The 17,216-nt window shown below is 70.8% G+C and carries 14 protein-coding genes; 9 read left to right on the forward strand and 5 right to left on the reverse strand.

What is annotated here, in order from left to right; all coding sequences use genetic code 11:
• Positions 1 to 9 precede the first annotated feature (9 nt).
• From ASE01_RS23100 to ASE01_RS23125, 6 genes are read left to right on the forward strand one after another with little or no spacing between them, the layout of a single operon-like run.
• Positions 10 to 1,299 (forward strand): MlaD family protein, encoded by a 1,290-nt coding sequence (locus ASE01_RS23100; protein WP_056758491.1) that lies wholly within the window; start codon positions 10 to 12, stop codon positions 1,297 to 1,299.
• Positions 1,299 to 2,516 carry an MlaD family protein gene (locus ASE01_RS23105; protein WP_056758494.1) on the forward strand — a complete coding sequence of 406 codons (1,218 nt, stop codon included), beginning with the start codon at positions 1,299 to 1,301 and terminating at the stop codon, positions 2,514 to 2,516. Before ASE01_RS23100 ends, ASE01_RS23105 begins: the two co-directional genes overlap by 1 nt.
• Positions 2,516 to 3,805 carry an MlaD family protein gene (locus tag ASE01_RS23110; protein WP_056758497.1) on the forward strand — a complete coding sequence of 430 codons (1,290 nt, stop codon included), beginning with the start codon at positions 2,516 to 2,518 and terminating at the stop codon, positions 3,803 to 3,805. The genes ASE01_RS23105 and ASE01_RS23110 overlap by 1 nt, the downstream gene beginning before the upstream one ends.
• Before the next feature lie 50 nt (positions 3,806 to 3,855).
• Positions 3,856 to 6,108: a hypothetical protein gene (locus ASE01_RS23115; RefSeq protein WP_056758498.1), complete on the forward strand. Its 2,253-nt coding sequence runs from the start codon at positions 3,856 to 3,858 to the stop codon at positions 6,106 to 6,108.
• Positions 6,108 to 7,127: a peptidyl-prolyl cis-trans isomerase gene (locus ASE01_RS23120; protein ID WP_056758500.1), complete on the forward strand. Its 1,020-nt coding sequence runs from the start codon at positions 6,108 to 6,110 to the stop codon at positions 7,125 to 7,127. Before ASE01_RS23115 ends, ASE01_RS23120 begins: the two co-directional genes overlap by 1 nt.
• Entirely contained in the window at positions 7,124 to 7,345 is a 222-nt protein-coding gene (locus tag ASE01_RS23125; protein WP_056758505.1) for a hypothetical protein, read from the forward strand. The genes ASE01_RS23120 and ASE01_RS23125 overlap by 4 nt, the downstream gene beginning before the upstream one ends.
• 11 nt (positions 7,346 to 7,356) lie before the next feature.
• Here the strand turns inward: ASE01_RS23125 and ASE01_RS23130 are convergent, their stop codons facing one another.
• The 4 genes from ASE01_RS23130 to ASE01_RS23145 form a co-directional block, all read right to left on the reverse strand.
• Positions 7,357 to 8,769, reverse strand: coding sequence for a phytoene desaturase family protein (locus ASE01_RS23130; protein WP_056758508.1), 1,413 nt, complete (start codon positions 8,767 to 8,769; stop codon positions 7,357 to 7,359).
• A gap of 199 nt (positions 8,770 to 8,968) precedes the next feature.
• Positions 8,969 to 10,243: a PucR family transcriptional regulator gene (locus ASE01_RS23135; protein ID WP_082606345.1), complete on the reverse strand. Its 1,275-nt coding sequence runs from the start codon at positions 10,241 to 10,243 to the stop codon at positions 8,969 to 8,971.
• A 105-nt stretch (positions 10,244 to 10,348) separates the two neighbouring features.
• Complete coding sequence (locus ASE01_RS23140) at positions 10,349 to 11,848, reverse strand: class I adenylate-forming enzyme family protein (RefSeq protein ID WP_056758511.1); 1,500 nt, start codon at positions 11,846 to 11,848, stop codon at positions 10,349 to 10,351.
• Entirely contained in the window at positions 11,845 to 13,644 is a 1,800-nt protein-coding gene (locus tag ASE01_RS23145; protein ID WP_056758513.1) for a DUF3556 domain-containing protein, read from the reverse strand. Before ASE01_RS23145 ends, ASE01_RS23140 begins: the two co-directional genes overlap by 4 nt.
• 237 nt (positions 13,645 to 13,881) lie before the next feature.
• Here ASE01_RS23145 and ASE01_RS23150 point away from each other — a divergent pair, with 237 nt between their 5' ends.
• Together ASE01_RS23150 and ASE01_RS23155 are read left to right on the forward strand one after the other, a co-directional pair.
• Positions 13,882 to 14,280, forward strand: coding sequence for a homing endonuclease associated repeat-containing protein (locus tag ASE01_RS23150; protein WP_056758516.1), 399 nt, complete (start codon positions 13,882 to 13,884; stop codon positions 14,278 to 14,280).
• A 24-nt stretch (positions 14,281 to 14,304) separates the two neighbouring features.
• Complete coding sequence (locus ASE01_RS23155) at positions 14,305 to 14,850, forward strand: DUF4334 domain-containing protein (protein ID WP_056758519.1); 546 nt, start codon at positions 14,305 to 14,307, stop codon at positions 14,848 to 14,850.
• A gap of 21 nt (positions 14,851 to 14,871) precedes the next feature.
• On the opposite strand, the gene ASE01_RS23160 is transcribed toward ASE01_RS23155, so the two are convergent.
• Positions 14,872 to 15,498: a flavodoxin family protein gene (locus tag ASE01_RS23160; RefSeq protein WP_056758522.1), complete on the reverse strand. Its 627-nt coding sequence runs from the start codon at positions 15,496 to 15,498 to the stop codon at positions 14,872 to 14,874.
• 158 nt (positions 15,499 to 15,656) lie between these two features.
• Between ASE01_RS23160 and ASE01_RS23165 the strand changes: the two genes are divergently transcribed.
• A complete protein-coding gene (locus ASE01_RS23165; RefSeq protein WP_056758524.1) occupies positions 15,657 to 17,213 on the forward strand; it encodes a DUF1800 domain-containing protein in 1,557 nt (518 codons plus the stop codon).
• The last annotated feature ends 3 nt before the right edge of the window (positions 17,214 to 17,216 follow it).

The raw sequence follows: 17,216 nt of genomic DNA on the forward strand, positions 1-17,216 counted from the left end.
AGGAGCGCCGTGAAGCGCGGACCGCGTCGTCCCCGCCTGACGACGCTGCAGCTGGGCAAGATCTTCGTGGCGGTGGCGGCCGTGTCCGGCGCGCTGCTGTTCCAGAAGGCACAGCTCGCCGCGATGCTGCGACCGGGCGACACCGTCCAGATCCAGTTCACCGAGGCGCACCGGCTGCGCAGCGCCGTGTCGGACGTGAAGATGTCCGGGGTCGAGGTCGGCATCGTCCGGTCCATCGAGGACGAGAACGGGCTGACCACGGTCGAGGTCAAGGTCGACGGTGATGCGCGCAAGGCCATGGGTACGGCGCCGTCGGCGCGGGTCCGGCCGACCACGTTGCTCGGTGGCAACTACTACCTCGAGATCATCCCCGGTGGCCGTCGTGGCGAGTTCAAGGGAACGATCCCCGTCGAGCGGACCCAGCTGCCGGTCGAGCTGGACGGCGTCGCCAGCGCCTTCGCCGCGGACGCCCGCACGGGTGTCCGCAGCAGCACCAAGGCCCTCGACGCAACGCTCGAGGCCGACGGCACCCGCGCGCTGCGGGACCTGCTCGAGTCGGCGCCCGGAACGCTGCGCTCAACCGACGAGGTGCTGCGTGCGTTGCAGGGAACCCAGCCTGATCGCGACCTCTCCGCCCTGGTCGACGGCGGCGAGAACGCCTCGACCGTCCTCTCCTCGGAGAACGTCCGTCTCGGCGAGACCGTCGAGGACCTCGCCACGACCGCGGAGGTGCTCGACGGGCGCCGCAACGACATCGCCGAGGCGGCCCGCACGATGCCCTCGAGCCTCGATGAGACGGCCACCCTGCTGGACAGCCTCGACGGTGTCCTGACCTCGCTCGAGGACACCGCGGACCCGGCGCGTCCGGCGGTCCAGGAGCTGTCGCGCCTGCTCGAGCAGGCCGACCCGGTCCTGGCCCGGGCCCGGCCGGTCGTCCGCGACCTGCGCGGAGTCCTCCGTGACGCCAGGCCGCTGGTGACGACGCTGATCCCGATCAGCCGTGACCTCGACGCGACGGTCGACAACCTGCAGGGACCGGTGCTCGACCGGGTGAACGGTCCGGTGCTGGAACAGCTGATGTCGCCGTGGCACGGCACGGGTGAGTACGCCGGTGGCGGCGCCGACCGGCCGCTCTACAAGGAGACGGGCTACATGTTCTCCAACCTGGCCCAGGCCAACATGACCGACGAGAACGGCTCGATGGTCTCCTTCCTCCCCGGCGTCGGTCCCGGCTCGCTCGCCGGTCTGCCGATCAGCCTCGAACAACTGATCAACGCTGTCGTGAAGGGGGAGCGGTGATGAAGCGCTCACTGACCAAGTTCTGGGAGCGGGCCCGCAGCGAGCCCGGCCTCGGTCGCAACCTGATCGCCTACGCCGTCCTGGTGGCGCTCGGCACGACCGTCGGCGGGTACTTCCTCGCGAACCAGCGGTTCAACCCGCCGTGGGAGGACCGCTACACGCTCTACGTCGAGCTCGACGAGGCGGCCGGCATCAGCCCCGGCAACGGCCAGGAGGTCCGGATCGCGGGGGTCCAGGTGGGCGACATCCGCTCGGCCGGCATCACCGACGAGGGCATGGCACGCCTGGAGCTGCGCATCGACAACGGCCAGGTCGTGCGCGACGACGCGCAGCTGCTGCTGCGGCCCAAGAGCCCGCTCAACGACATGTACATCGAGATCAGCCCCGGGACGGCGGACGCACCGGCCCTCGAGGACGGCGACACCATCACGGCCGACCGGACGGTCTCGCCGATCCAGGTCGACGACGTGCTCGCCCACCTCGACTCGAACACCCAGGCCGCGATGAGCTCGCTGTTCGCCGAGTCGGACGTGGCGCTGGTCAACGCGCCGAAGAAGCTGCCCGCCGGCCTCGACCGGACCAACGAGCTCCTCGTGGAGCTCGCGCCGGTCATGGAGCGGCTGGAGACCCGGCGCAAGAGCCTGGCCCGCCTGGTCAACGCCCTGGCCGACGTCTCCGAGGCCGCCGGCAAGAACGACGTACGGCTGGAGCGGATGGCGACGTCGCTGAACCTCACCCTCGGCACGCTGTCGGGGGAGCGCGAGAACCTCGACGCCACCCTGGCCCAGCTCCCCGAGCTGTCGCGTGAGCTGCGCTCGACGTCGAGCAGTGTGGTGCGCCTGGCGAACCAGCTCGACCCGACGCTGGCCAACGTCCGCAAGGCCAGCGACGAGCTGCCCGGGGCGCTGAAGAGCTTCAACGGCAGCGTCGACGAGCTGGACGACTTCATCCGCGAGGCCGAGCCGGTGCTGGACAAGGCCGGTCCGGTGGTCAGTGATCTCCGGGCCGTGGCGCCCGACCTGCGCACCATCGCGGGCGACCTGCGTCCGCTGAGCGCGGACGCCCGACCGCTGACCCAGATGCTCGTGCCGCGACTCGACGACGTCGCTGCCTTCGTCTACAACACGAACTCGGTCGTCAGCCTCCGCGACGCCAACCGCGGGATCCTGCGAGGGCTCTTCCAGCTCTCGCCCGAGACGATCGGAGGGCTGGGCTGATGCGCATTCCGTACCAGAGCGTGCCGAAGCTGCGTGGACTCGTGCTCGTGGCCTTCCTCGCCGTGTGCGCGACGGTCTTCAGCTTCCTGTGGCTCCAGGCCGGCGGCAAGCTCCCGCTGCTCTCCAAGGCCGGCTACCAGGTGACGGTGCCGTACGACGACATCGACAACCTCGTCTTCCAGTCCGACGTCCGCATCGCGGGTGTCGAGGTGGGCGCGATCGAGCGGATCGAGATCAAGGACGACAAGGCGATGGTCACCCTCGACCTCGACCCCGAGGCCGTTCCCCTCCACGAGGGCGCGATCATCACGGTCCGCAACAAGACGATGATCGAGGAGACCTATCTCGAGATCGTCGACGGTGACGGCGCGGCCTACGCCGACGGGGCCACGCTTCCCGCGAGTGTCGCCCGGGGCAGCGTCCAGCTCAACGACGTCCTGACCAGCCTCGACGCGACCACCCGCAAGGACCTCTCGGCCCTGATCCGCTCCGGCGGGGCCGCGACGAAGGACACCCGGGAGGACGTCGACGCCGTCCTCACCGGGCTCGGCGACCTGGGCGAGAACTCGGGCGCGCTCGAGGCGCTCGCCGCACAGTCGGAGGACCTGCGCTCGCTGGTGCAGTCCTCGACGACGGTCCTCGACGCCCTCGACACCCAGCAGGGTCGGATCGTGGACCTGACCCGCGACGCGCAGACCCTCACGGCCGTGACGGCCGGGCACGAGGACGACGTCAAGGCGATCATGCGGGCCCTGCCCTCGTTGCTCGTCTCGACCGAGCGGGCCAGCGACAGCCTCGCCACGCTGACCTCGCCGCTGGGCACGGTGTCGCGCAACCTCCGCGCGGCCTCGCCGGACCTCAGCGCCGCGCTGCTGGAGCTGCCGGCCACGACCGAGGACCTGCGCGGGATGCTGCCCTCGCTGGACACGACGCTCGACCGGGCGCCGGCCACGCTGACCAGGCTGAGCCCGATGCAGAAGGCCACCAGCCCGCTGCTGGAGACGCTCCAGGTCAACGTCGCCGACCTCAACCCGATGCTCGCCTACCTCAAGCCGTACGGCCGTGACCTGGTCTCCTACTGGACGAACTTCATCGGCTTCGTCGGGTCCTCGGACCAGAACGGGCCGATCGCACGGGTCAAGCCGATCCTGGGGTTGAGCTCGCTGAACCTCCCGGTCGGCGCCAGCCCGACGACGATGTACAACCCCTACCCGGCGCCGGGCACCCACAACGACCCGGCCGAGTTCACCGGCGAGTACCCGCGAATCACCGAGGACCCGATCCCGTAATGCGCACCTTCCGCGCCCTGAGGACACCGCGGCCACGCTACCTGCCTGGCGTGGCCGCGGCCCTCGGCGTGCTCGCGCTGATCGTGGTCGGGCTGCTGCGCGTCGAGGTCGAGACGGGCGTCGACGAGTTCGTCCCCCGTGACGACCGGGTGGTCCGGGCGACCGCCGCGATGGCCGAGCAGTTCGGGGGCGACCCGATCGTCGTGCTCCTCGAATCGGCGCAGGCGGGACAGCTGCTCCTCAAGGACAACCTCCCGGCGCTGCTCCAGCTCGAGGGGGAGCTGGCCGCACTGCCACACGTGAAGGCGGTCTACGGTCCCGGCACGGTGCTGAACCAGATCGCCGGCCAGGCGCAGGACCTGCTCGCCGAGCTGGGCGGCTACCGGGACGGGCTGCGGGCCAAGGCCGAGAACGATGCCCGGGAGGCCGGGGGAACGGCGAAGGAGGTCGAGGCGGCTGGCAGCCGTGCGACCCGCGGGTTCGACGAGCGCTACTCCGCCTTGCTCTCCCGCGGCATGCCCGGCGGTCTCCCGACGCTGCACAACCAGACGTTCGTCAACCGGGTGATCTTCAACGACGAGGGTGATCCTCGCCCCCAGTGGGACTTCCTCGTGCCCCGACCCGACGCCGTCGCGGTGCTGGTCCGGCCCGATCCGTCCCTGGCCCAGAGCGACACGGAGGACCTCGTCGCCGCGGTCGAGGCCGCGGTCGACGACAGCGCCGTCGACACCCGTCGTACGACGGTCACCGGCATCCCTGCCGTGGTCGCGGCGCTGGGCGAGCAGGTCCGCCACGAGGTCCCGCTCCTCGGCGGGGTCGCCGTGCTGGCGGTGGGCGCGTGGTTCCTCCTGACCAGCTGGACCCGTCGCCGCCTGCGCCTGCTGCCCCTCGCCGCGACACTGCTCGGCACCGGCGCCACCCTCTCGGTGGCCGGCTGGGTCGGTCGTCCGCTGGCGCTCACGGCGGTCGCCTTCCTGCCGGTCCTGCTGGGGATCGGCTCCGACTTCATGACCTACCTGCACCGTGGTGCCGGGCGTCGTACGGTCGTGGCCGCGGCCCTGGCTTCTGCAGCCGGCTTCGGTGCGCTCGCCGTCGCGCCGGTGCCCGCGGTCGCCGACCTCGGGATCAGCCTCGCGATCGGCCTCGTCGTCACCGTCCTGGCCTCCCTGGCCGTGCACCGCTGGGGTCCGCAGGAGGTCGCCGAGGAGATCGTTCCCCTGCCCGCCCCCGTGCGTCGGGGACGCACGATCCGGCGCCGGGACCGTCGCCTGCTGTTGCTGGTCCCGGTGGTCGGTGCCGCCGTCGGCTGGGCGCTGTTCCCCTCGCTCACCATGCAGTCCGACTTCACCGCCCTCGCGGACGGTCTGGGGGAGTACGACGATGCGCGTGACGTCGAGCGGGTGATCGGCGCCTCGGGCGAGGTCGCGCTCGTCGTACGCGGCGACGACGTGCTCGACGCCGAGACGTTCGCATGGATGAGCGAGACCCGACGCGACGTGATCGCGCGGCACGGCGACGAGCTCAGTGCTGTCCTCTCGCCCGCGGACGTGCTGTCCTTCCTCGGGACCGAGCCGGAGCCGTCCGAGGTCGACGCGGCACTGCGGCTGCTGCCGGGCTACCTCGCATCGAGCGTGGTCAGCGACGACCGTCAGATGGCCGTGATGACCTACGGCGTGGATCTGCGCGACGTGGAGCGTCTGGCGACGCTGCGCGACTACCTCGAGGAGGTCGCGGCGAGCGCCCCGGCGGGCGTCGAGGTCGATGTCGCCGGACTGCCGATGGTCGCGGTCTCCGCCCAGGAGGCGATGGACGACGAGCGACTGCTCGGTGCCCTGCTGGGCATCGGCGCCGCCGGCATCGCCCTGCTCCTCCTGCTCCGTGACCACAAGGTCGCGCTGGTCGCCATGATGTCGGCCGCTCTCGCCTCGGGACTGGTCGCGCTGGGGATCGCCGTCACCGGGGCCACGCTGACCCCGATGACCGCCGGCCTGGGCTCACTGACCGCGGCGGTGGCGTGCGAGTTCACGGTGCTGTTGGCCCTCGGGCAGCGACGCGGTGATCCGCGGATCGGCCGCGCGGTGGACCTCGCCGCCGCCGCATCGGCCACCGGGTACGCCGTGCTCGTCCTCTCCGACCTCGGGCTCATCCAGGGCTTCGGACTGCTGCTCGCCCTCACCGTGGCCGTGGCGCTGGGTGTCTCCCGCCTGCTGGTGTGGGCCTTGTTGCCCGAAGCGGTCGAGCAGCCGGAGGACGAGAGCGCCGAGGCGGCCGTTCCCGAGGTCAAGATCCTGGAGAAGGTGTGATGAAGCAGAAGGTCCTCATCGCGGTCGCCGTGCTGGCCGTCGTCACCGCCGGACTGCTGGTCTGGCGTCCCTGGGCCGACGAGGCACCGGACGGGACCGCCTTCCGTGTCGGCGAGGACGTCGTGAGCATCGACGACCTCGACGCCCGCAACGATTCGCTGCGCGCCCTCTACGGCATCCAGGAGCCGCTCGGCGACGAGGGCCTCGACGACTTCCGCCGCCAGGCAGCGAAGTCGATGGCGATCAGCCTGGTCCTGGACGGTGCGGTGGACGATGCCGGGATCGAGGTGTCCCAGGCCGAGGTGGACGAGGCGGTCACCGCCTTCGTCGCCAGCAGGTTCGAGGGCGATCGGGACCAGTTCCTCGACTCCTTGGGCAACGTGAACACCTCCGAGGACGCCGTCATCGAGGAGGTACGACGCCAGCTCGAGCTCCGTGCGCTCCTCGCCGAGGTCTCCGGCGAGGTCACCGTGAGCGACGCCGACGTGGCGGTCGCCTTCGAGGAGCGCAAGGCCGACCTCGGCACGCCGGAACGGCGCGTCATCAGCAACATCGTCGTCGAGAGCCGGGCCGAGGGCCAGGAGGTGCGGACCGAGCTCGACGGCGGCGCCGACGTCGTGGCCCTGGCCCGCCGGGTGAGCATCGACGCGGCGACCCGCGAGAAGGGCGGCGACCTCGGGGCGGTGTCCCGAGCCGACCTGCTGCCGGACGTCGCCGACGCGGTCTTCCGCACCGGAGCCGGCAAGGCCTACGGCCCGGTGGAGGGCACCCAGGGCTGGAACGTCGGGGTCGTCAGCCGCGTGCAGCAGCCCGCCGCTGCGACGCTCGCCGGCGTGCGCGAGGACCTCCGTGCCGTGCTCGTGTCGGAGCGGACCCAGGCGATCTGGAGCGAGTGGCTCGCCGGCGAGCTGCGGGAGGCCGACATCCGCTACGAGGCGGCCTACCGGCCCAGCGACCCCTACGACATCACCTCGTGGGAGCAGCCTCTCGGGACCGACCAGGCGGGAGCCGACAAGTGAGCAGCGTCCTCGATGCCCTGACCTGCCTGGTGATCGGCGTTTTCCTCTTCACCCTCGGCGCCTGGGGGAGGTCGCACGTCTCGACCCTCGTCGTCGACGCCATCCAGGGCGAGGAGCGGCTGCAACGGATCGCGGTCCTGAAGCGGGGCGCGACCACCTGTCAGGTGGTGGCCGGTGTGTTCGTCGTCGTCGCGTTCTTCCTGCTCGCCACCCGCTGACCCGCCGGGGCTCAGCCCAGGCGGAGGTCGCGGATCGCGAGCTGGGCGGCGCGGTAGCCGACCATGCCGTGCGCACCGGGGCCCGGAGGGGCGGCGGCGGAGCACAGGTAGACGCCGGGAACGCCCGTCCGGTAGGGATTGCGGCCCGGACGAGGTCCGAACAGCAGGGCCCCGGGCGTCTTCGACCCGGTGAGGATGTCCCCGGAGACGTAGTTGGCGTTGAAGGCCGTGAACTGGGCGGGGCTGGTGACGTGCTGGTCCACGATCCGCTCCCGGAAGCCCGGCGCGAAGCGTTCGACCTGGGCGATGACGGCTTCGGTGGCGTCCCCGTCGTACCCGGCCGGCACGTGGGCGTAGCTGTAGACGGGGTGCACGTTCCCGCGGGAGCGGGAGGGATCGGCGAGGTACTGCTGGGCGAGCAGGACGAAGGGCCGCACCGGGAGCCGGCCCGCGGCGATGGTCTTCTCGTTGGCGATGATCTCCTCGGCGCCGCCGGAGAGATGGACGGTGCCCGCACGGCCGACGTCGGGATCGCGCCACGGGATGCCGCCCTCGACGGCGAAGTCGACCTTGAAGGCCGCCGGGCCGTAGCGGTACCTGCGGTACGAGCGGCGGGTGCCTGCGGGCAGCTGGTCGCCGTACAGGTCGAGCGCCGCGGTGGGGGAGAGGTTCAGCAGCACGGCGTCCGCGCGTGGCAGCTGCGTGAGCGAGGTGACGCGCACCCCGGTCTCGATCTTGCCGCCCGCCTCGACCAGCGCCGAGGCCATCGCGGTGGAGATCGACTGGGTGCCGCCGACGGCGACGGCCCAGCCGTCGTGGTGACCGGCGGTCAGGATGCCCACGCCGATCGCGGAGGAGACGACCTCGGTCAACGGCCGCATCGCGTGCGCCGTCGTACCCAGGAACAGGGCGCGTGCCTTCTCGGTGCGGAAGTACCGCGCGAGCAGCGCCGCCGGCAGGACGGTCGGCGCGCCGAAGCGGCCCATCAGCAGGGGGTGACGGGGGACGTGCACCACGGGGCCGAGGATGTCCGGCGCGAGCCGGTCGTAGGCACGCGACGGCGACCCGAACAGTCGCTGCCAGCGACGGCCGTCCGCGCCCAGCCCGGCGGCGGTCTCCTCGAGGGAGCGGTGCAACAGGCCTGCCGGACCCTCGTCGAGCGGGTGGGCGGCGTCGATCTCCGGCCACGCCCACGCCAGCCCGTGCGCGTCCAGGCCCGCCATCGCCGGCGACTGGTGCGCCATCGGGTGGATGGCTGCGCAGTGGTCGACGAGCATCCCGTCGCCGAACGGCTGGACCGTCCGCGTGCCGCCCCCGATCTCGTCGTTCGCCTCGAGAACGGTCACATCGGCCCCGGCCCGGGCCAGGGTCAGTGCAGCAGCAAGCCCGTTGGGGCCGCTGCCGATCACGATCACGTCAGCCATGACACGAACCTACGGTGCGGGCGAGGGCCGGTGCATGGGCCGGCGCGATGGACTTCGTCGGTGGGTGTGGTCGCCGCGCACAAATCCGCCGCTCCCGTTGTCCCGCGAAGTGCGCGTGCTTCTCCCGCGAAGTGCGCCGTTTTCTCCACCGAGGTGCGTGGTCCTCTCCGTCACCCGGTGACCAGCCGCGCTCGCGCCGTCACACCAGCACAGCAGGGCCCAGCCAGTTGCACGCCGTGAGGGCGAGCTCGATCGCCTGGCGGTCGGTGCTGATGGAGCGGCCGAGGGCCTTCTCCGCGGAGGCGATGCGGTACTTGACGGAGTTCTTGTGCATCAGCATCGCCTCGGCCGTGGCGGTGTAGCTGCTCTCGTGCTGGAAGAACAGCAGGAGGGTGTGCCGGAGGCGGTCGTGGTGCTCGTCGTCGAGTGCGAGCTCGCGAAGGGTGTCGTGGATCCAGTCGCGGGTCAGGTCGAGGTCGTGCGCCAGGAGGGAGGCGACCTTGAGGCCGGGCTCGCCGAAGCTGGTGACGGGGTGCGTCGGGTCGTCGCGGATGGTCGTGACCTGCTGGGCCTTGACCGCCTCCTCGTGGGTACGACGGAAGCCGGCGAGTCCGGACTGCGGGCGACCGAAGGCCACCATCGGGACGGGCGGCCCACCGGCTTCGCCGAGCAGGGAGCGGATCACGTCGAGGTCGGGCTCGACGTCCTCCCGTACGGCGAACCAGGCCCACGCGCTCGCTCGGTCGCGCGGGATGACGAGGGGGATCCGCTTGGAGCCGAGGTGCTCGGCGATCGCGCCGGCCGCCTTGGTGAAGCGGGAGAGCTGGTCCTGTTGGGTGCCGGTCTCGTGGACCCACAGGACGGCGCCGAGGTGGGGGACACGGAGCCGGTAGCCGATCACGGATTCGGCGGCGTCGACGTCGGTCTCGGTGCCGGCGAGGATGTCGTCGACCCGGCTGGCCCGCGCGCTGCTCCGCTCGGCCAGCCAGCGTTCGCGCTCGCTCTCGTAGACGGTGATGACACGCTGGGAGATCCAGTCGATGTAGTCGAAGGTGACCGCGACGACGCGCTCGAGGCCGGCTGCCCGCTGCTCAGGCTCGGCGTCCACCGTCTCGAACTCGTGGAACGCCTGCTCGAGCAGGAACTGCTGTCCGAGGCGGTAGGCGCGGACCAGTGCGCTGACCGGGACGCCACGCTGGGCCAGGCGACGGGCGTACTCGTAGGCCGCCGACGGTGGCTCGATGTTGTCCACCACGATGTCGTGGCGCAGCGAGTGGAGGATGTTCTCGACGTTGCCCTCGATGCTCGCGTAGAGCAGGTCGAAGATCGCGCCCTCGCCCTCGAGCTCGACGATCCGGGTCGAGAGACGGTCCCGCATCGCGTTGCTCAGCTCGCCGATCTTGTCGTGCAGGTTGGCGGCGACCTTCTCGACCAGGGCGCTCGTCGTGAACCTGTCGGTCATCACGTCTGGCATCTCCGCATCGTGGCATAAGTGCAGTGACGTACGTCACTGTCTGAAGGATACGAACGAACGGGACCGGGTTTGGTCCCGCCGCACAAAGAGGGAACTGCGCCGGTGTCAGTCGTTGGCGGGCTCCCGCAGGCGTGCCTTGACCAGCTTGCCGACGGAGTTCTTCGGCAGCTCGGCCAGGACGTGGACGGCCTCGGGGACCTTGTAGCGCGCCAGGGACGCCGCGCAGTGGGCCCTCAGCTCGTCCTCGCTGACCGCCAGGCCGGGCTTGGCGGCGACGTACGCGACCGGCACCTCGCCGAGCACGGGGTCGGGCTGGCCGACGACCGCCGCCTCGAGGACGGCCGGGTGGCCGTAGAGGCACTCCTCGATCTCCTTGGGGTAGATGTTCTCGCCGCCGCGGATGATCAGCTCCTTGATCCGGTCGACGATGCGCAGGTAGCCGTCCTCGTCGATGGTGCCGACGTCGCCGGTGTGCAGCCAGCCGTTGCGGAGCACCTTGGTGGTCTCCTCGGGGCGCCCGAGGTAGCCCCGCATGACGTTCGCACCCCGGATCACCACCTCGCCGCGCAGTCCTGTCGGCAGGTGCTCGCCGGTGGTGGAGATGACGGCCACCTCCTGGCCGGGCAGCGCGATGCCCACCGTGCCGGGCTTGCGCGGCCCGGTTACCGGGTTGATGGTCGAGGCGACGCTGCCCTCGGAGAGGCCGTACCCCTCCACGACGGCGATGCCGAAGCGCTGCTCGAAGCGGGTGATCAGCTCGGCCGGCATCGGGGCCGCACCGCAGATCACGAACCGCAGCGAGGAGGTGTCGACCTCGCGCTCGGTGGTGGCGTCGAGGACGGCGTACATCGTCGGCACGGCCGAGAAGTACGTCGGGCGGTGGGCCTCGACGAGGTCCCAGAAGGTCGACGGCGAGAAGCGTGGGGCGACCACGACGTCCCCTCCGGCGCGCAGCACCGAGACCACGCTGGCGATGAGCCCGTTCGCGTGGAAGAGGGGGAGCACGAGCAGGCTGGTGTCGTCGGCCGTGAGCTGGAAGTGCTCGACGAGGGACGAGCTCATCGCCGAGATGTTGGCGTGGTCGAGCAGCACCCCCTTGGGACGCCCGGTCGTGCCGCTCGTGTAGATCACCAGGGCGAAGTCGTCGGGTTGGGCCAGGGGCGGACTCTCCGGCAGGTGGCTGCCGGGGCCGGCGTGCGAGCCGGCGTGGATCGAGCTGACGTCCACCCAGGCGATCTCGAGCTGCTCGGCCAGGGCTCGTGCCCGCTCCTCACCCACGAGCACGGCCGAGGCCGAGTCCTCCAGCTGGTAGAGGGCCTCGTCGTCGGTCAGTGCCGGGTTCACGGGCGTGAGCGCCGAGCCGTGGTGCCACGCCGCGAACATCGTGGTGACGATCTCCGCGCAGTTCGGCAGCATCACTGCGACGTTGTCGCCGGGGGAGATGCCCAGCTCGGCGAGCCGACCTGCGAGGCGTCGTACTGCTGCGGCGAAGGCCGCGTTGTCGAGGGTGCGCTCGCCATCGCCGAGGCAGCGACCGCCCGGATCCCGCTCCTCACGGAGGAACGGGATCCGGGCGAGGCTGTCGGCGGTGGCCGTCGTGGTCATGCGTGGGCTCGTGGCGGCTGGGCGAGCTCCGGGTGGTGGTCCGGGTGGCGGTAGGTCACCTCGACGGGGACCGGGCCGTCGGGCAACCACGGCTGCGTCTTGACGCAGTCGGCGACGAGCCACGTGCCGCGCTCCACGATGCCGAGCGCCGCGTCCATCACGAAGTACTCCTGCGTCTTCTTGTGCAGGGGCTGCGACTCGACCCACACCACGACGAACTCGCCGGGCTCGAAGCCGATCCGCTTCTGGATGGCCTCGATGAGCTGGTCGTCGTGCAGGTGGCCGTCGCCGAAGTTCCAGCCGATGATCGCGTTGCAGCAGAACTCCGCCTCGCGCAGCGAGTAGGTCTCGTACTCCTCGCCCAGGTAGTTCTGCATGACGGAGAACAGGCCGCGGCCCTGGGCGTGCATCGCCCGCCAGGCAAGCGTCATCTGCATCGTCATCTCGGCAACGTCGGGCTCGTAGCCCATGCCCTCGATGAGCTGGTCGACCTGGTTCTTCGCGGGCTTCTTGAGCTGGTTGAGCTTGGCCTCGGCGCCGGGCTTGAACGCCCAGGTGGCCGACGCCCAGTTGCCCGAGTACTGGCGCATCGAGGGCAGGAAGGACACCAGGTCGGGCCGGAGGTTGCCCAGGACGGGGAAGAAGACGAGGAGCGCGACGAGCACGGGCAGCATCCAGCCCTCGCTGAAGTCGCCGACACCGTAGCCGTCGCCCGCGAAGTGGCCGGCGAACAGGAAGATCGTGATGTAGGAGAAGACGATGTTCCACTCCAACGGGACCGCCAGCGGGAACGTCTGGGTGATGAAGAGGTGGAACAGCACCATCGAGCTGACGGCGAGCAGCGTGATCGTCCAGTTCGTGCTGAACAGCAGGACGAGCGGGACGGCGAGCTCGGCCAGCGTGCCCAGGACGTGCGCCATGACCCACGCCAGCCGCGACGGGTTCAGGTCGTCGGGCAGGGAGCGGAAGTGGGCACGCTTGAGGGCCTTCGGCACGAAGGGCGCGTTGGAGACCATCGGCGGGATGACCAGCTCGAAGAGCGGGGTGAGCTTGGAGATCGAGGCGCCGACCCAGACGATCACGATGATCACCTTGGCCGCGACGATGAAGTCGGTGAAGGTGAGCACGCTGCCGGCGAGTGCGGAGATGACCAGGATCGGCACGTACTGCTCGCCGCGGGCGGCGAGGAAGAGGATCTTGTCGCGCAGGCCGCACAGGACCAGAAGGCCGGCGGAGACCGCCATCAGGACGGGGTCGACCATCTCGATGCCGCCCAGGCCGCCGATGCTGGTCGAGCTGCCGGCGACGATGGCATACATGAAGCTGCCGAGCGTCACGAGGTAGAGCAGCACGTCGAAGACGCTGCGGTTGTCGCCCGCTGTGAAGGGGACCTTGCCCGGCCACGGGGGGAGCCGGATGGTGTCCGGTCGCGCCCAGTAGGCGATGCCGCCGGTCATCGGCTTGAAGTGCGCCGCGAGCGGGCCCCACGTGCCGCCGATCCCGAACAGCTCGAGGAACAGCGTCCAGAGCACGATCTTCTGGTAGATCACCGGCTCGTCCCACCACGCACCGACGTCGAACATGCCTCCGACGTCGGAGGTGAGCGTCGCGAGAGCGATGCCGCCGCCGATGGACAGGACCAGCAGCTTCACGATGTAGATCGTGTGCACCATCTTGGGGGTGCCGAAGCCGAACTCGGCCCAGAACGTGGCGAGGAAGTGGATCCGCTCCTGCCGGGGTCGGGTGAGGAACTCTGCCGGATCGGCCGGCGGTGCGTCGGGGGTGAGGAAAGGCATGTCGTGACTCCTTCGGGGCGGACCGGCCGGCGGCCCGCGCGAGTCGAAAGTAGGCCGCGGGAGGTGTCGTGCATCACGGCCCCGAAGACCGACGATTGGTGGGGTTCTTCGTGCCTGGCGGACAAATGGCCGAGGAATGGCCGAGGAATGGCCGAGGAATGGCCGAGGAATGGCTGAGGACCGGCCGACGAATGGCGCGGGCTGGTCTGGTCACGACGCAGCGCTATCGTCGGCCCCATGCGGACCCCAGCTTTCAGCGACGAGCAGCTGGCCGTTGCGATCGCGGCGGCCGCGGCCGAGCTGGGGGAGCCGCTCACCGCGTCGTCGTACGACGCCTGGCAACGCGGCCGCGAAGCGGCCTCCCCGGCGCTGGTGATCCGGCGGTTCGGGTCGTGGAACGAAGCGTGCTCACGCGCGGGCGTCGCGACGAACAAGACCCGGTCGACCTCGCGGCGCTGGAGCGACCAGGACGTCGTGGACATCGTCACGGCCTACCTCGCGTCGCCCGGCAGTGCCGGCACCTTCGCCGACTACAGCGAGTGGGCCAGGGAGCAGGTGGGTGCACCCAGCGGGGCGACCCTGCGGCAGCGATTCGCCTGGGCCGAGGTCAAGCAGCGGGCCAGTGCACACGAATGACCGCTCACGGGACACAATGACAGCATGACTGTCATTCCCGCTGTCCGACTGGCTGAGCTCGAGCCCGCCTGCGACCTCGCCGACGCCCTCGAGCTGTTCGACTCGCTGCCGGCCGTGCGGGCCGAGGAGATCACCGGCCGCTGGCACGGGCGAGAGCTCGGGACCGGTCACCCGATGGACGGACTCCTGGAGGCGTCGGGCTGGTACGGAAAGCAGTTCGACTCCGTCGACGAGGTCCACCCGCTGCTGTTCCGCACCCCCGCCGGCAAGATCGTGTCCGTCGACCCCCGCCGGATCCCCTTCGGCATCGTGGACAAGATCCCCGAGGGCGTCATCACCCGGGGACGCCAGGTCATGGGCGCGGCCCTTCCGGCGCTGCGCACGAAGAAGGCGCGGGCCCGCTTGCGCAACGTGGAGTACCGCGGCGTCGTCACGGCCGGGATGAGCTACGACCACCTGCCGATCATCGACCTGTTCCGCCGCATCGACGAGCGGACCCTGCTCGGCTGCATGGACCTGCGCGACGCGCCGCCGTACTTCTTCGTGCTGGAGGCCGACGCCCCCGCCTGACGCCCCCCTGACGGCAGGAGCTCAGGCCGGCGGGTAGGGCGCCGCTCGCAGCAGCGACGCGAGGTGTGCGAGGTTGGCGGCCAGGGTGGTCGTCGTCGCGGCGGTCTTCTCGGGCTCGGGATCGAGGTCCTGGTAGTCCGTGCCCTGCATGGCTTCGCCGACCCAGTAGGTCACGGCGTTGGCCGGCAGGCTGAAGCCGACGTCGTTGAGCGCCTGGTAGACCTCTGCCGACACGTGGTGGGCGCCGTCCTCGTTGCCGACGACCGCCACTCCGGCGACCTTGCCCGAGGTCAGCGTCCGGCCCTCGTCGTCTGTCTCGCCGAGCTCGGCGTCCAACCGCTCGAGCACCAGCTTGCACACCGACGCGGGCTGGCCCATCCAGATGGGTGTCGAGATCACCAGGATGTCGGCGGCAAGCATCTTCGCGCGCAGCTCCGGCCAGGTGTCGCCGTCGCCCTCGTCCACCCCGACGCCGAACGCCACCTGCTGGTCCACGACGCGGACCTGCTCACCCTCGACGCCGTGGGCGCGCAAGGCCTCCAGGAGGCGCCGGCCGATCAGCTCCGAGCTGGATCTCGACGGCGACTTCCGCAAGGTGCAGCAGAGCACCAGTGCGCGCAGGGACTCGGTCGGCTGGTTCTCGTCCATGGAGGTCGGGTACCCGCCCAGGGGTCGGGCAGTCGTCCCGGGTGCCATGGCCCGTTGTGGCGTCCCAGCCGTGCCCGTTCGACCCTGCTGGAGGCCGGTTCGTCGCGCCTACGCTCACAGGACCTTCCGGGGGGAGGGTCGAGGTGAGGAGGCTCGGGGTGGGCGCTGCATCGCGTCGCGCGCTGGTCGCGCTCCCGGCTGTCGGAGCCGTGGCGGTGTCCGCCGGCGTCGCCTCGCCGGCCGAGGCGGCCGTCTACCTGCCGCGCGCCTGGACCCGGACCGCGATCCCGACCGCGGCCACCCTGCACCAGCTGAAGAGGTTCACCAGCGGCTACACGCCTGCGCTGAACAAGCAGGTGATCGCTGCCGGTGGCTTCACCAAGTGGTTCGAGAAGCAGCTGGGCGGCTCCTACAGCGACGGCTGGTCCTCCGACACGTCGCGGTGGTGGACCTCGATCAACGCGTCCGCGAGCGAGATCTGGCGACGCGACCAGGAGGGCATCGAGGGGATGTGGCTGGCCGACGCCAACTACGAGCGCTGGACGCTCGTGCGGCGACTCGGCTCCCAGCGCCAGGTGCTCGAGACGATGACCGACTTCTGGGAGAACCACCTCCACGTGCCGGCCAAGGGCGAGGTCGGGCCCTTCCGTTCGTCGTACGGCAAGACCATCCGGCGCTTCGCGCTCGGTCGGTACGACGACATGCTCGCCGCGGCGATCACGCACCCGGCGATGGCGGTCTACCTCGGCAACGCGAACTCCTCGAAGGTGGCTCCGAACGAGAACCTCGGTCGCGAGCTTCTGGAGCTCCACACCGTGGGGCGCGGCAACTTCGACGAGGACGACGTCAAGACCTCCGCCCGCATCCTCACCGGCTACCGCATCGACAGCTGGCGCACGTGGACCTTCTCCTACGACCCTGCCCACCACTGGACCGGGCCGGTCGGGGTCCTCGGCTTCTCCCACGCCAACGCCGCACCGGACGGGCGGGCGGTCCTCACGGCGTACCTCCGCCATCTCGCGCGCCACCCCGCGACGGCACGCCGGATCGCGTTCAAGCTCGCCCGACGCTTCGTCTCCGACACCCCGACGGACGCGCTCGTCGCCAGGCTGGCGAAGGTCTACCTCGCCAGCAACACCGACATCCGGCCCGTGCTGCGCAGCCTGGTCACCTCGACCGAGTTCCGCGGCGCCTACGGGACCGGCAAGAAGGTCCGCAACCCCACCGAGGACGTCGTCGCCACCTGGCGCTCCCTCGGAGCCACGATCACCGCCGCGCCGCGGGACGGTGAGGCCGAGGTCGCCGCCAACGAGATCCTCTGGCAGACCTCCTCGCTCGGGCTGCGCCCGTTCTCCTGGCAGCCGCCCGACGGGCGACCAGACACGGCCGCCGCGTGGTCCTCGACGTCGCGGTTCCTGAACTCGCTCGACCTCCACTACACGATGTCCGGAGGCTGGTGGCCGCAGGTCGGCGTCCGCTTCCGTACGGCGCGGTCGTGGCTGCCCGCCGACAGGATCCGCTTCGACCAGCTCGTCGACCACCTCGCGCGGACCATCCACGGTCGCGGCTCGACCTCGTTGCTCCTGCAGGCCGCCTGCGAGGCGACCGGCTGCACACCCGCGACGTCCATCACGGCGAACCACCAGGTCGTGAAGTACGAGATGGCGCGCCTGCTGACGGTGTTCCTCGACTGCCCGACCCACATGACGAGGTGACCC

Origin of the sequence: Nocardioides sp. Root190 (genome assembly GCF_001428565.1) — a bacterium.
Classification (GTDB): Bacteria; Actinomycetota; Actinomycetes; order Propionibacteriales; family Nocardioidaceae; genus Nocardioides.

What these genes read in the sequence shown, in the direction of transcription:
- ASE01_RS23105 (WP_056758494.1), top strand. Translation starts at nt 1,299, where the DNA reads ATGAAGCGCTCACTGACCAAGTTCTGGGAGCGGGCCCGCAGCGAGCCC.
- ASE01_RS23110 (WP_056758497.1), top strand. Translation starts at nt 2,516, where the DNA reads ATGCGCATTCCGTACCAGAGCGTGCCGAAGCTGCGTGGACTCGTGCTC.
- ASE01_RS23120 (WP_056758500.1), top strand. Translation starts at nt 6,108, where the DNA reads ATGAAGCAGAAGGTCCTCATCGCGGTCGCCGTGCTGGCCGTCGTCACC.
- ASE01_RS23130 (WP_056758508.1), bottom strand. Translation starts at nt 8,769, where the DNA reads ATGGCTGACGTGATCGTGATCGGCAGCGGCCCCAACGGGCTTGCTGCT.
- ASE01_RS23135 (WP_082606345.1), bottom strand. Translation starts at nt 10,243, where the DNA reads ATGCCAGACGTGATGACCGACAGGTTCACGACGAGCGCCCTGGTCGAG.
- ASE01_RS23140 (WP_056758511.1), bottom strand. Translation starts at nt 11,848, where the DNA reads ATGACCACGACGGCCACCGCCGACAGCCTCGCCCGGATCCCGTTCCTC.
- ASE01_RS23145 (WP_056758513.1), bottom strand. Translation starts at nt 13,644, where the DNA reads ATGCCTTTCCTCACCCCCGACGCACCGCCGGCCGATCCGGCAGAGTTC.
- ASE01_RS23150 (WP_056758516.1), top strand. Translation starts at nt 13,882, where the DNA reads ATGCGGACCCCAGCTTTCAGCGACGAGCAGCTGGCCGTTGCGATCGCG.
- ASE01_RS23155 (WP_056758519.1), top strand. Translation starts at nt 14,305, where the DNA reads ATGACTGTCATTCCCGCTGTCCGACTGGCTGAGCTCGAGCCCGCCTGC.
- ASE01_RS23160 (WP_056758522.1), bottom strand. Translation starts at nt 15,498, where the DNA reads ATGGACGAGAACCAGCCGACCGAGTCCCTGCGCGCACTGGTGCTCTGC.